The sequence below is a fragment of the Cupriavidus basilensis OR16 genome (assembly GCF_000243095.1).
Lineage (GTDB): Bacteria > Pseudomonadota > Gammaproteobacteria > Burkholderiales > Burkholderiaceae > Cupriavidus > Cupriavidus basilensis_D.
Genome location: NZ_AHJE01000062.1, coordinates 17246 through 31306 on the forward strand (window position 1 = coordinate 17246; position 14061 = coordinate 31306).

A 14061-nucleotide genomic window follows, 5' to 3' on the forward strand; every position below is an offset into this window, starting at 1 on the left:
CTCAACGGCCTTTTCGGGTAGGGCCTTTCCCCTTGAATGCCCTTCCTTTGGCCACTCCACCCTTTACCTTTGTCGCCCTCGGTCTGGCTTTTCTCGCCTTCGATGGCGAAGCGTTCGTCTTGCAAGCGCTGGCGCTCAATGCCGTTCAGTTAACGTTTCTTGAGAGATATCGAACGGTGTAACGGAAAGGTCTGGACTTGACGGCCCGTGCGCAACTGCGCCCGGGCCGTTTCTCGTTGGGCAGTTTCGTACCGGATCGCGTGGAATGCACGAATGAAGCTCAGTTCCTCGGGGGCACGCCCGGCCTCAAGCGCGGCCTTCGCCATCTCTAGGCGAATCAGGTTGTAGGCAATCAGGGCGCCCCAGAACTCCTGGCAGACGCCGTCAACGGGACCGTCTGATCGCCGGGCTTGCCGCTGAGCACCTCCCAGCGCGTATTGGACTTGGCCGGAATGATGAAATGCGGGTTCTCGCCGCCAGAGACCAGATTGCACAGCAGTTGAGCCGCCAGGAATCCCTTGTGGAACACGGTAATGGAGTGGTCCGGCACGCGCGGGATGAGTTCGCGCGCCGAGATCATCTCGTTGATGTCGTAAGGACCAAATTCCGTATCACACACCAAGCGGGTAGGAATGGCCGTGAGCGTAACCGCGCGTAGCTGGGGATAGCTGCCCACCCGGTCATGCGCTGCCGCAGATGCCCCAAAATGCCTGCGGTTGGCGGCGCTGTCGGCGGTGCGCAGCGTGGTACCGTCCATCGCGAACAGCGAGAACCCTTTGAAGCGATGGTGCGCCTGATCCTGGGCGCCCCAGTTCCTGGCCGATTCGTGAAAGAGCCACGCCAGGGGCGCGGCGCCGGTGTGCTGCTGTGCCTGGGCAATGGCGCTTTTACTGACAAATGACACATCAGGCGCGGGGAGCGAAAGCTCCCGCCCGTCGACGACTTCGCTGATTGACTGGTGCCGGTACAACGCCAGTGCGATCACCAGCCAGACCACCTGCTGCGCGGGCAGGCGGCGTCGACGAAGGCTGGCACTGCCGCCGGCCCGGACTGCCTGCTCCACCCATTCGTACGGCAGATGCTCACTCAGCCGGTTCCATTCGAACGGCGGTTGTGATTCAACAAGAGGGTGCAAATCGTCGGCCAGCATTGCGACGAAAGCTAACATCGCCACGGCCTGCTTACAACAGGTTTGCGTCACTAACAGAAATGCCGTTCAGTCGCTTAACTGAACGGCATTAGGGCGAAAGCCCCTTTTTCATTCCAGTGCCATCCACTGGATTCCAGCAGCAGCCAGCATTTTTCAGTCCGGACTACACCTTCGGTGATACCGACGGACTGTCCCTCGCCGTATCGGCCGAAGGCGGCAAAAGCTGGCGCTTCCGCTATTGCGGAGTAGCACCTATCCCAAGATCTCCCTCAACGCCGCGGTGCGTTTACCGCAGCGGAGAAATGCCGCACCTGGCGCCATACTTGCGCGCCGCCACTCAGGTTCGGCTGGAGGCTGCCGACCATCAGGAACACCCCGTGGATCCACGCCTTGTGGGGCGCCATGAACTCGGCGGCGCGATGTTTGTTGTCGGAGAACTTCAGGAGGACGATAAACAAAGGCTGCACGCTCTGGTTGGACAGGTCGGATGGAATGAGGGTCAGCTCGCGTTTTGCATAGCGCCTTCCGCCTGCGTCTTCAGTCAGCGGCTCATTTGACCCTCACCCTCATGCCCTGTTTCATGTCCTATTGATGGATACGCCGCCATCCACCAAGAGCGTCGAGCCGGTCATGAAGCTCGACGCGTCGGAGGCCAGGAATAGCGCCGATCTGGCAATTTCTTCGGGGGTTGCCAGGCGTTTGAGTGCGTGCAGCCCTTCAACGAAAGCAAGGGCTTCGGGCGTATTAGCGCTGGCGCGTCCCATCGGCGTGTCCGTGCCGCCGGGGAGAAGCGCGTTGGCTCTGATGCCTTTGGTACCAAACTCAGCAGCAATCACCTGCATCAGGCCGATGAGGCCGGCTTTACTCGCCGCATAGGCTCCCATGCCGGGCATCCCCACGGTATGGCCAACAAATGTGGATGTAAAGATGATGGATCCACCGCCTCGGGCGACCATCGCGGGAAGCTGGTATTTGGCCCCCAGGAATGCACTGGTCAAGTTGGTTTCGAGGATGTCGTTCCAGGCTTTGTTCGGCATGTCAGGAACGGGCAATGCCTCTCCCGTTGTTCCCGCATTGTTGAAGGCGATGTCGAGTCCACCAAAACGACGCACAGCGATCTCCACCAGCTCACGCGCAAGGGATTCATCCCTCACGTCTCCTGCGAGCGCGATGGCCTCGCCCTGATTCCGTTGAATCTCGGCAACGAGGGACTCCAATTCGGTTTCACGGCGCGCCGTCACGATGACCTTCGCACCCTCCGCGGCGAACAACTTTGCCGCGGCATATCCGATGCCTGAACTGGCGCCAGTGACGATGGCGACTTTTCCTGCTAGCTGCTTCATGCAAAAACCTCCCCTTCAAGGGTATTCACGGGTCCTGCCAGCATCGCCGACGGGCCGGAATGCTGCGATCCGATTCTTGCTTTCAAATTCAACGATCCGCGTTGCTCTTGTTTTTGCCAGCGCGGCGGAATGGTTGTTTGCTGGCGATCTGTCGCTACTGACTGCATCGGGCCGACCGCGAACTCCAGCAGATTCAATCCGGTTTTGACCAGTTCGGCGTTGGTGATCAGTGCGTCGACCCGGTAGGCGTCGGCTTACTGGTCCGCGAGGTCTTCCTTGCTGACCGTGGTCAGGCGCGCCAGCCGGGGGCTCAGCCAGCGGCGAAGGTCATCCAGGTAGGAGAACCCCACCGGCACGAAGACCAGGCTTAGCAGCGTCGAGGCCGCCAGGCCACCGATCACCGTGACGGCCATGGGGATGCGGAAGCCGGAGTCCGCGCCGACCCCGATGGCAGCGGGGATCATGCCGGCGACCATGGCTACCGTGGTCATCACGATGGGGCGCGCCCGCGCCGCCCCGGAGGCCACTAGCGCGGTGTGCCGATCCTGGCCCTCCTTCATGCCATTGATGGCGAAATCGACCAGCAGGATGGCGTTCTTGGTGACAATGCCCATCAACATCAGCATGCCGATGATGGCCGGCAGGTCGAGCGCCGCACCAATGACCCACAGCGCGGGGACAGCACCGATCAGCGACAGCGGCAAGGTGCAGAGGATGGTCAGTGGCTGCAGAAAGTCGCGGAACAGCAATACCAGGATCGCGAGCATCGCCAGAATGCCGGCGCTCATCGCTACGGCGAAGCTCCCGAACATTTCGTCCATGTACTCGGATTCGCCGTAGTCGATGCGCTGCACGCCGTCCGGCAGCGCGCTGAATGTCGGCAGCGCAAGGATCGCGTCGAGCGCTCGCCCAAGGGAGCCCGACGCGCGATTGGCATCCACGGTAATGCGTCGCTGGCGATCGTAGCGTTCGATGCGGGTCTCACCCTCGCCGTAGCCGATGTCCGCCACCGCACTGAGCGGCACGGTAGTCTCCCCGGAGAGCGTGGGCAGGCGTAGCGCGCGCAGCGCATCGAGGTCGGTACGCGCGGTGTCGCCCAGGCGAACACGCATCGGCAGTTGCCGGTCGGCCAGGAGATAACGGGCGGACAGGGCGTCGATCTCACCCGTGGTGGCAATACGCATTGCATTGCCGATGGCGTCGGTGCTCACCCCCAGCCGTGCCGCATCTGCGAAACGTGGGCGCACCACCAATTCGGGACGCGGCGAAGCCAGGCTGGACTGGACGTTGACCAACTGCGGCAGTGCCCGCATCTCGGCCGTGAGGCGGCGGGCGGCCTGGGCCAGCGCAGCCGGTTCATGGCTCCCAAGCATTACTGACACCTCGCGCCCGCCGCCTTCGGCGAGGAACTGGAAGCGCAGGTCCGGCAGCGCGGCCAGCGACGGCTGCACAGCCATCTCGAATGCCTTGCGTGTCAGCCGGCGCTCGTTGCGCGGCTTGAGAACAATGGTGAAGGTCGCCTCGCTCAGGCTCTCTGCCGTGGTCAACACATGTGCCACGTCCTCGTGGCCGTTCAGTGTGGCGGTGACGCGTCGGGCGGCGTCTTCGGCTTCGCCCGGCGTGCTGCCAGACGGTAATTCGACACGCAGCAATGACAGGCTGGTATCGCTCACCGGCAGGAAGCCGCTGGGCAAGCGAGGCAGCAACAGCATCGCCAGAACGAAGGGCAGGAAGACCATCAGCAGGGTCAACCCGCGGTGCCGCAGCGCCCATTCCAGCAGCCGCAGGTATGCCTGCATCAAGCGCCCCCTCGGGCGCGCCGCGTTGGTCAGTGCCGGTTTGGCGTGTGGCACTGGGCGCAGGAAGTACGCCGCCATCAATGGCGTGAGCAGCCGTGCCACCAACAGCGAGGCCAGTACCGCGATGGCAGCGGTCAGGCCGAACTGGCGGAAGTACTGGCCGACCACGCCGTCAATGAAACTCACCGGCGCGAAAACCGCGACGATCGTGAGGGTCGTAGCCAGTACGGCCAGCGCGATGGCATCGGCGGCGTGCAGCGCGGCTTGGTAGGGACGCTCGCCCATATGGATATGGCGATCGATATTCTCGATCTCGACAATGGCGTCATCGACCAGAATGCCGATGACCAAGGTCAGTGCCAGCAGCGTGATGCTGTTGAGGGTGAAATCCAGCCAGAGCATGGCGACGAACACTGGCAGGATGGACAACGGCAGGGTAACCGCTGAAATCAAGGTGGCGCGCCAGTCGCGCAGGAACAGGAAGACCACCAGTACGGTCAGTATTGCACTCTCGATCAGCGTCTGCATGGCAGTGCTGTAGCTGGCACGCGTGTAGTCGACGGTCGAAGAGACCTCGCGAATGCCGATATCCGGGTGCGCTGCCTGCAAGGCTGCTAGCCGCTGGCCCACTCGATCGGCCACTTGGGTGTCGCTGGCCCCCTTGCTGCGCCATAGCGAAAAGCCCACCGTCGCCGCGCCATTGAAATGCGCGAAGCCCTGGGCATCGCTCGCGCCATCACGGATGCGGGCGAGCTCACCCAGCGGCAGCCACTTGCCGCCGGACAGGGCGATCGGCAGCGCTCGCAAGGCCTCCAGGGAGGTTTGGCGTGCCGGCACACGGATCTCACGGCGCTGGGTCGTGTCGTCCAGGTAGCCGCCAGGTGATTCGGTGTGGGTCCTGCGCAGTTGGTTGTTGAGCTCTTCGATGCTCAGGCCATACTGGGCCAGCATGGCGGGCTCAGCCTCGATCCGCAGTTCCCGCTCGGCGCCACCGAAGCGCGCAACGCGTTGTACTCCTGGCGTCGCCAGCAGCTCGCGGCTCACCGTGTTGTTGATGTACCAAGACAGGTCCAGCGCTGTCTGCGTGGTGGATGTCAGCACGTAGCTGAGCATCGCGCCGCCCTCGATATCGACCCGCTGAATGACCGGCTCGAGGATGGTCTGGGGCAAGGTGCCGCGGATCTGGCCGATGGCCGCGCGCACATCGTTGACGGCACGATCAGGATTGGTTCCCAGCCTGAACTCGACGCTGGTGTCGCTGACTGCGGCCCTCGTGGTCGACTGTACATGTCGGACGCCCGGCAGGCCTGCCAACGCATCTTCGACGCGGCGGGTGATGGATGACTCGATCTCGGCAGGAGCGGCACCGGTTTGCACGATGACGACGCTGACCAGCGGAAAGCTGACCGAAGGGTTGGCATTGACCGGCAGCCGCAAGAACGCCGCGATGCCCGCCAGCGTCAGTACGCAAAAGAGAACCAGCGTGGGGATGGGGTGGCGTATCGCCCAGGAGGACATGCCCCGCCTCATGTTCCGATTCCCGCTTTCAGCGCGGCTACCAGGGGTTGAGTCTGCCGTTGCCACGGGCTACTCATGCGCCGCGCCAATGAGATAATGAGAGATTCACGTCTTCCCTCGGCAGTACCTCGTCCCCGTCCTGCAGGAAGGTGGCTCCCGTCACCACAACGTGGCGGTACGTCTCCAAGCCGCCACGGATTTCCACCCAGCCGCTCTCGCGCAACCCGAGTTGCACCGGTGTGCGCCGTGCCCGGCCGTTGTCCACGACAAACACGTAGGACTCGGTGTTGTCCTCAGCCCCAATGCTGAAGCGCAACGCACGTATATCCAGTGCCATGACGTTGCGCTGCTCGAGTTCGATCCTCGCGCTACCGACGCTGCCCGGGCGAGCCGGCGCCGTCTGCGTGCCATCCAGGGCGATACGCGCATAACCATAGCCCGTGGCGGGGTCCACCCAGGTGCCGATCAACCGGATCGTGCCTTTCAACACGCCGTTCCGACCGCTGGTACTGATCCATACGGGCATGCCGATGGACAGATCCGGCAGCGCCTGCTGCGGGATCTGCGCCTGGAACTCGAGCTGCGTGTCGTTGATCAGTCGAAACAGCGTGGTTTGGGTACCGACCATCGAACCGACCTGGACGGAACGCTGTGAAATCAGCCCCGCGACGGGTGCGCGGATTTCGCTGTGAGCCTGACGCAGCCGCTGCTCTTCCCACGCCGCCTGGGCCTGCCGCAATACAGCCTGTGCGGACAGCATGGCCGTACGCTGGCTCTCGAAGTCCTGGCGGCTGACGGCGCCGGCCGGAAGCAGCCGGCGCGCGCGTTCGTGCTGTTCTGTGGCCTGCGCGACCTCTGCATCGGCACGTTTCACGGCGTGCTCCGCCTGGCGCGCCTGACTGTTCACAGCCCCTGTTTCGAGGCGCGCCAGCACCTGTCCTTGCTTCACGGGTTCGCCACTCTCGACCAGTATCTCTGTGACACGCAGGCCGTCGAGCGGTGAGTTGATAGCGACCTCTTCTCGGGCGACCCATTGAAGTACTAACAGGCTGCGCCGTTACCACTGCCGGCACAGGGCGTGGCGTATCGCGGAGAAAACGGGCGACCGGCCAAACGGTGCCAAGGAGCAGACCTGCCAGGCTCACGATGCACAGCCGTCGCCAACGCCTGTCCTGAGAAAAAAACCTTCTTACCCACATCGCTTTCTAATCCCTGGAAGACGTGATGTGCGCACTACAACATGGGGCGGGCAAGATCCAGTCTAGGGTTTATGAAGATTCCATGAAGTTGCGGTATGGCGCTGTCGCTTACCGGACGGTGAAGCGCAGGGGGAGGCGGATGCGGATGCGCGCGCCGCCGCCGGAGCGGTTGTGTACCGTCAGCGCGCCGCCGTGCGCGGCACAGATGGCGACGGCGATCGACAAGCCCAGGCCGCTGCCACCAGCATGTCGGGAGCGCGAGTACTCGGCTCGCCAAAACCGTTCGCACACACGGTCCAGGTGTTCCGGCGCGAATCCGGGGCCGCGGTCTTCGGCCAACAGGATCAGCTCGCCGTGTTGCACATGGGCGCGCAGGACCAACTCCTGGCCTGTGGTGGCATAGCGCAGCGTGTTGTCGATCACGATGGATAGCAGCTGGCCGATCCGGTCGCGGTCGGCCAGCAGCATCAAGCGTTCGGGTATGTGCAATTCCACCCGCATCATCAGCGCCTCCAGCGTTTTCGCGGCCCAGGCGAGGCGCTCCTTGCACAACGCGCTCAGCGTGAACTCGTTGAGACTGAGATCCAGTTGCCCAGCGTTGGCCATCGACAGCAGGTGCAGGTCCTCGGTCAGCCGATTAAGCTGGCGGAGTTGGCGCATGAGTACCTCCAGCTGCGCCGGCTCGGTCGGAAACACGCCGTCAAGTATGCCCTGCAATCGTCCGATGGCCGCCGTCAACGGCGTACGCAGTTCATGGGCGATGACGGCACTGGACTCCTGCTGTTCGCGATCGTAGCGCTGCAGCCGTTCCGCCATGTGGTTGAAGTTGATCGTCAGGTTCTGCAGCGCGGGAGGCGTATGCGCGACCAGGCTGGCCCGCGACGAGAAGTCGCCTCGGGAGATGGCGCAGGCCGACACCGCCACCGCGCCGAGTTGGCGTGACAGGCGCAGCGATACCCACACCCCGCCGGCAATGATCAGCGGCAGCGCGATCATGACCAGGGCCGCGAAGATCAGCATATCTTCGCGCACCATCTCCGGCGCGAAGTAGTCGCCGTATAGATACTCCCCATAGATCTGGCGCAGGCGTGCCCGATTTTCCCCGGGCGCCGCTTCGAGTGCATCAAGCTCCTGCCGTACCGGCTCGGGGATCGCCTCGCGCATCTTCGAGTTCCACATGGCGAAGCGATACCACATGCCACCGCCGACCACTGCAAGCGCGATGACCGCCAAGGCGATCATGCGCACACTGATCCAGCGCCACAGCGTCTCCGGGCGGCGCGTGGCCAGCTTCATGATGGATTCCTGAATCGGTAGCCCAGCCCGCGCACCGTCACCAGTACACCCGTGACGCCAACGGCTTCCAGCTTGCGTCGCAGGTTGTACATGTGCGCATCGACCACGCGCTCCATCGCGTCACTCTCCGGCAGGCAGGCGGCAAGCAGTTCCGCGCGTGAGAACATCTTGCTGGGAGCAGCCATCAGAAGTGAAAGCAGATGGAAGCAGACCTCATCGCCGGCGTCGATCGAAGCCAACGCAGCGTCGAGATCCACGACCAGCGTTTCGTGCCGCAGGCGTCCGGCCTGCGACAAGGCCTGTCCGCGCCACCGCCGCAGCACGGCATGCACGCGGGCCACCACTTCACTGGGGTTGTAAGGCTTGACGACGTAGTCGTCGGCACCATAGAGCAGCGCGCTGATGCGGCTGGAATCACCGCCCACGGCTGTCACCATGATGACCGGCGTTGGGGCGTGGCGCCGAATGGCGCTGAGCACCTCATTGCCGCTCAACCCCGGCAGCATGATGTCGAGCAGCATCAGGTCTGGCCTCCACCGCGCGTGCATGTCGAGCGCCTGATTGCCGTCGAGTGCATGCCGCGTCTGAAAGCCATCGCGTTTGAGATAGGCCACAAGTACCTCCGCGCTGTCTATATCGTCCTCGACGATCAAGATCCGCTCATGGCTCATTGTTGTGACTCCTTCACGCAATCTTGATGATTTCTTGAGCTTGGCTTGATGGCGCAGTGCAACGCTCAACTCCCGGAAACAGTTGCTGGGACGTTACCCCAAAGTTCCTTGAATGAAGGTTACTGCTATCACGAGCGAGTACCCAACGTCAAGGAACGGGTTCCAGTTGATCAGGCGGTGCCAAACGGAGCGGGAATGAGCGTGTTGCGAATCGACAAGGATATGTTTGCGTGGTGCGTGAGCGGTCTGTTGATCGGCATTGCCGGCAATGCGTTAGGGCAAGCTGAACGAGGCCCTGAACGGTTGCCGGCCGTCGGCACCGAGACAGGGGGCAGCATCGGTCCAGGGGTGCGGGTGGCACCCGATTACCTGGGGGCCAAGGATACTCGCGTACTGCCGGTGCCGGTGGTGTACATCCAGCATGGCGCGCTGTTCCTGGACAGTGCGCGCGGTGCTGGCTACCGCTATGAAACCGCCTCAGGTCTGTACTGGGCGCAGGCACTCAACTGGGACCTTGGGCGCGTCGATCGCAAGTCCAGCGTCCGCCCTGGCGCCGACCGGCTGCGCGGTATGGGCACGGTCAAGGGTTCCCTGGTGACCACCGCCGAGCTTGGCTACAACGTCGCGCCCTGGCTTGCAATCCGCGCCGAAGCGGAATTCGCGCTTAGCGAACGTGATCGTGGCAACCGCTACCGCGTCGGGCTTGAGGGTGCATTGTGGGCGCGTGCCCAGGACGATGTCTGGTACACGGTCGATGCCCATTTCTCCGACCGACGCTTTGCGCGCACCTACTTCGGGGTGACGCCAACACAGAGTGCGGCTTCCGGTTTCGCGAACTACGCGCCGGATCGCGGGCTCTACGCCTATTCCTATTCCCTGAACTGGGAACATCGTTTCTCTCGGCATTGGTCCGCTCTGCTGAGCATCAATGCCGTCAACCTCACCGGCGCTGCCGGTAGAAGCCCAATCGTGCAGGAAAGTTTCAATGTTTATGCCTTGGGCGCAATCAACTACACCTTCTGAAGGAGCGGGATGATGGAAAACATCGGCAACGCAGATCGTTGGGGGTTCAAGCAATTCGTCAGTGCTTCCGTGGCGGAGGGCCTTCTTACGCAAGCCCGTCGTCATGCAGGGCATGTCCGGCCCGAATATCACGCGCGACGGCTTGCCGTTCGTCAACTTCTCGGGCATCAACTATCTTGGCTGGCAGCAGGACAAAAGCGTCTTGTCGGCATTCTGCGCGTCTGTCATGCGCTATGGCCTGTCGACAGGCGGCTCCCGCGCCACGCAAGGCGTATGCGAGCCGCACCATCGACTAGAGCGGATCCTGAGTCGCCATCATGGCAAGGACAAGACGCTGACCTTCGCATCGGGGATGCTGGCCAACATGGGTTTCATCAACGCGATGACGGCCAAGTTCAATTTCTCCTCGACCAGCAAGATCGACAATCGGGATGCCGTGCTGGTCTTCGACCGCGATTGCCACTGGAGCCTGTGGAAGGCCGCTGCACACCTGAAGTTCGGTGAGCGGTTGCTGGCGTTCCGGCACAACGACGTGGTCGATCTGGAACGTGTGCTGGGGATGGTGGGGGACAGGAAGGCCATTGTGGTGTTCGAAAGTGTGTACTCATCCGATGGCAGTGTGGCGCCGATCGGCGAGATTCTCGACGTCTGCGAACGCACCGGCACACTGAGCTACATCGACGACGCCAACGGTTTCATGGTCTATGGCGAACCGCAACGTCCCTTTTACGAAGCGTTCAAGCATATGCGGCGCGCCGATTTCATCATGGTGTCGCTATCCAAGTCGGTCGGACTCGAGGGCGGCGCCATCAGCGCCAACGCGGAGTTCATCGACGCCTTTGAAGTCCTTAGCGGAACTTCGATTTTCACTGCCGCCATGCAGCCCGCGACAGCGTGCGCGGCCGCGTCGATCATCGAACGTCTGCAAGACGACCCGAGCGTCATGGATGACTACTTGCGTCGTTCCCTTGATTTCCGGCAGGCCCTGCTTGATCTGGACTTGCCGCTGAATGAGGAGGCTTCGTTCATCACGTCGGTCATGATCGGCAACGATAGCAAGGCCGAGCGAGTACGTGAAGCGCTCGAGGAAGAAGGATTTTGCGTGCCCATCTTTCGATATCCTGCCGTCAAACGGAACCACGCACTGATGCGCCTGATTCAGCATAAGGATCACACCGAATCCGACATCCAACGCTTCGTAGGATGCCTGGCTACGCTGCTGAGGGACGCACCCTGTGATGCGGTTCGCACTCGTTTGCCCCATGCGGCCGTAGCGAACTGAGGCGATCGCGGGAGGGTTTATGCAAGGAATCGACAAGCGGCTGGCAGCAGACCAAGACCGGCTACGGGGAAAGCCGGGCGAAGGGCGTCCGCACATTGCATTCGTGGATTCGATTTCTCGGGTCGGGCAGGGAACCTGGGACGCGCTTTGCGCTTCCCAGCAGTACTGCCGTTATGACTACATGTCGGCCCTGGAGACGAGCGCGCTGGACTGCCAATTCATCTACGCGATTGCGCGTAATGAAGGGAGAGTGGCTGGTATCGCTTTGGCGACGGTATGGCGCATTCCATTGCTGGGCAGGGTGGCGGCGCGTGTGATGACTACCGGCAGCCCGGTGAACACCGGTTCGCCGCTGATGCTGGCCCCTGGAGTGGATGTGGCCCGCACACTCCTGCGCTCGATGGAGAGCAAGGCATCCGATCTGGGCGTACGCTTGTTTGTCGGCAGAGACTTGCCAGCTGCAGATTTTGCCGGGCTGCCGCAACTGGAAAAGCTCTATGCTTGCGCGTACCTGGAGCTGGCCTGGCCGAATTTCGAGTACTACCTTGCCTGCCTTGAAAAGCGAAAGTCGATACGCCGTGACATGCGCGCGGTCGAGAAAGCGGGCTACGCACTGGAGATTCGCGAAGGCGAACGGCTGACCGGGCACGAGGCAGCACGGCTACGCCAGCTCTGGCTACAGCTTTACCACAAGCACCAGTCACCGGATCAGATTCTCCTCACTGAGGCATTCTTCAGCCGGATGAGCGAACTGGGTCATGCGGTCTGGCTGCTGCTGAAGAAGGACGGAGTCGTCCACGCGTTCGACCTGTGCTTCGCACTGGGCGACACCTTGGAGTCGACCTGCTGCGGCATCGACTCTGCCGCGACAGGGCGCCTGCCCGTCCACAGGGTGATGGGCTATGAAATCATCCGCTACGCGCTTGGAAAAGGGTTCAGCACCATCAATTTCGGCATCTCCAACGAACGAGGCAAAGTCGAGGCTGGCTGTCGGATGAAGGCGCACTATGCCTGGATCGAGGCTTATCCGAAGTGGCTAGGGGCGTTGCTGCGCCCGGTGCTGCTGAAAGTGATCCTGCAGGAGGGCAAAGCAGAGGCGAGCATCCGAGACCCGGGTGGTGCAGCGTGACGCGAAACCTGCGTGGCCAGGCCACCAGCCTGCCTACTCTGATATGGCTGCAGTTTCTCACCGCACTGGTTGATTGGATGCTGTTGGTATTCCTCCAGGTTGTAGTGTTCCGAATCACCGGATCGGCCTTCAACATCATGTTGCTGGTTCTATGCGAGCTGGTACCCATGATGATCCTGGGCGCCTGGGCCGGTGTCATCGTCGACCGGGCGCGCTTGAGGACGGTGCTGTTCTGGTCTTGCGCCGCCCGCTTGCTGGTGAGTGGCGCGCTGCTGCTGCAGCCAGTGCGCGGCGAACTGGGCGCGCTCTATCTGATAGCGGCCTTGGGCGCGGCCTGCAATCGCTTCTACTCCCCGGCGGCGTGCGCGTTGCTGCCCAGGATGGTTTCCGGGTCCGCCTTGCCACGCGCCAATGCCCTGAACATGGGCGTGAGGATGGCCGGCATGGCTGCCGGCACACTCTTGGCCGGCATTCTTGCCAGCCGGTTCAGCCATGATGTGGTGGCCATCATGATTGGCATCCTGTTGCTGCTCGCCGGGGGATGCTGCGTGTTGCTCCCAGATGTTGTCCGCCACCCGTCTGCGGAGTCCAGGCGCGGGATCATCGCTGATCTGCGCGAGGCTGTATCGCTGCTTGGCGCGGCATTGATGGTACCGCTCTCGGCGAGCGTGCTCGTGGCGCTCGCTTTGGGCAGCTTCGAGATCCTGGCCCTGATCTACGTCTCACAGGTGCTGGGGCGTTCGCCAGACGATGTTGGCATGCTATTCGCCGCCTACGGGTTGGGCATGCTGGGCGGCTTGCTCCTGTCATCCTGGCGGGGAGCGATGGCTCGCTACGGAATGCTGATGCTCGGCAGCCTATCCTTGATGTGCCTGAGTATCTGGGCATTGGCGCAGGCCAATGTAGTCTCCGAGGCGCTGATCCTGGTAGCAATGTCCGGCATCGCTGAAGGATTGGTGTTGTCACTGAGCTTGCTGCGTCTTTACACCATCGTGCCAAATGATTTCTGTGCGCGGGCGGTCGCGTTGCTCGACACGGCCACGGCTGCCGCTTTCCTGCTCTCGGTGCTTGCCACCGGCTTTGTGGCGGACATCTTGCCTGCAGCAACGATACTGGAATACACGGCGCGGGGCTTTTCCGGCCTCTTGCTGCTGGGAACCTGCCTGTCTTGGGCGGGGCGTCGCAGTACCAGTGCTACTCAATGGTCTGAAAGGGAAAGTGCAGGCAGACCTGCCCAAGCGTTCTCGTCGAATCGCGGAGTGGAAGGTTCACGAGCACCAGCCGAGCAATGTTCACGGGAGAACGAGGGTCATCAACTGGATCGTCAATAACTTCACCGACATGAAGACGGACTGCCCTTTTGCGCCCATGAAGGCCTGGGTCGCATAGTGCAATGCACGGTTTGAGCCAGGGTACAGGGATACCCACTCAATCGGAACGCCCTGCGCCAAAGCGATCGCCTTGCGCAAGCGCTCGACCAACTCGAACTGATAGCGACCAGCACCAGCTAGAGATGCCGCTGCGGCTTGCCTGGCCCGCTCGGACAGGCCGAACGGAGACTCGTTGAGGTTCAGGAATATCTCTTGACGATGATGGGCGCCGCTACCTATCGAGTACGGGAACTGCGCAGCCTGTGCGTCAGACATGAATT

Annotated in this window: 12 protein-coding genes and 1 pseudogene; 4 read left to right on the plus strand and 9 right to left on the minus strand. The window is 62.3% G+C overall.

Translation table 11 applies throughout. The features are described 5' to 3' along the window. Positions 1-145: 145 nt before the first annotated feature. The 8 genes and pseudogenes from OR16_RS22735 to OR16_RS22765 all read right to left on the minus strand — a co-directional run bounded on the left by OR16_RS22735 (position 146) and on the right by OR16_RS22765 (position 8976). Positions 146-1150 (minus strand): annotated as a pseudogene (locus tag OR16_RS22735) (IS4 family transposase). A gap of 269 nt (positions 1151-1419) precedes the next feature. Then, positions 1420-1608 carry a hypothetical protein gene (locus OR16_RS43640; protein ID WP_006160294.1) on the minus strand — a complete coding sequence of 63 codons (189 nt, stop codon included), beginning with the start codon at positions 1606-1608 and terminating at the stop codon, positions 1420-1422. A gap of 120 nt (positions 1609-1728) precedes the next feature. Continuing rightward, a complete protein-coding gene (locus OR16_RS22745; RefSeq protein WP_006160296.1) occupies positions 1729-2493 on the minus strand; it encodes an SDR family oxidoreductase in 765 nt (254 codons plus the stop codon). Then, a complete protein-coding gene (locus OR16_RS43645) occupies positions 2490-2690 on the minus strand; it encodes a hypothetical protein (protein WP_141639904.1) in 201 nt (66 codons plus the stop codon). The genes OR16_RS22745 and OR16_RS43645 overlap by 4 nt, the downstream gene beginning before the upstream one ends. Positions 2691-2747: 57 nt before the next feature. Further along, positions 2748-5810, minus strand: coding sequence for an efflux RND transporter permease subunit (locus tag OR16_RS22750; protein ID WP_006160297.1), 3063 nt, complete (start codon positions 5808-5810; stop codon positions 2748-2750). A 73-nt stretch (positions 5811-5883) separates the two neighbouring features. Beyond that, positions 5884-6858: an efflux RND transporter periplasmic adaptor subunit gene (locus OR16_RS22755; protein WP_081488860.1), complete on the minus strand. Its 975-nt coding sequence runs from the start codon at positions 6856-6858 to the stop codon at positions 5884-5886. A 259-nt stretch (positions 6859-7117) separates the two neighbouring features. Beyond that, positions 7118-8305: a sensor histidine kinase gene (locus OR16_RS22760; protein WP_006160299.1), complete on the minus strand. Its 1188-nt coding sequence runs from the start codon at positions 8303-8305 to the stop codon at positions 7118-7120. Beyond that, positions 8302-8976, minus strand: a complete 675-nt coding sequence (locus OR16_RS22765; protein WP_006160300.1) for a response regulator — start codon at positions 8974-8976, stop codon at positions 8302-8304. The genes OR16_RS22760 and OR16_RS22765 overlap by 4 nt, the downstream gene beginning before the upstream one ends. A gap of 195 nt (positions 8977-9171) precedes the next feature. On the opposite strand from OR16_RS22765, the gene OR16_RS22770 reads away from it, so the two are divergent. The 4 genes from OR16_RS22770 (at position 9172) to OR16_RS22785 (ending at position 13741) form a co-directional block, all read left to right on the plus strand. Further along, on the plus strand, positions 9172-9999 hold the full coding sequence (locus OR16_RS22770) for a MipA/OmpV family protein (protein WP_006160301.1): 828 nt from the start codon (positions 9172-9174) through the stop codon (positions 9997-9999). 103 nt (positions 10000-10102) lie between these two features. Further along, a complete protein-coding gene (locus tag OR16_RS22775) occupies positions 10103-11281 on the plus strand; it encodes an aminotransferase class I/II-fold pyridoxal phosphate-dependent enzyme (protein ID WP_006160302.1) in 1179 nt (392 codons plus the stop codon). Positions 11282-11300: 19 nt separating this feature from the next. Next, a complete protein-coding gene (locus tag OR16_RS22780; RefSeq protein WP_043420721.1) occupies positions 11301-12410 on the plus strand; it encodes a GNAT family N-acetyltransferase in 1110 nt (369 codons plus the stop codon). Further along, entirely contained in the window at positions 12407-13741 is a 1335-nt protein-coding gene (locus tag OR16_RS22785; RefSeq protein ID WP_006160305.1) for an MFS transporter, read from the plus strand. The genes OR16_RS22780 and OR16_RS22785 overlap by 4 nt, the downstream gene beginning before the upstream one ends. Here the strand turns inward: OR16_RS22785 and OR16_RS22790 are convergent. Further along, a complete protein-coding gene (locus OR16_RS22790; RefSeq protein WP_050983073.1) occupies positions 13703-14056 on the minus strand; it encodes a hypothetical protein in 354 nt (117 codons plus the stop codon). The two genes, OR16_RS22785 and OR16_RS22790, sit on opposite strands and share 39 nt — an antisense overlap. Positions 14057-14061: the final 5 nt, after the last annotated feature.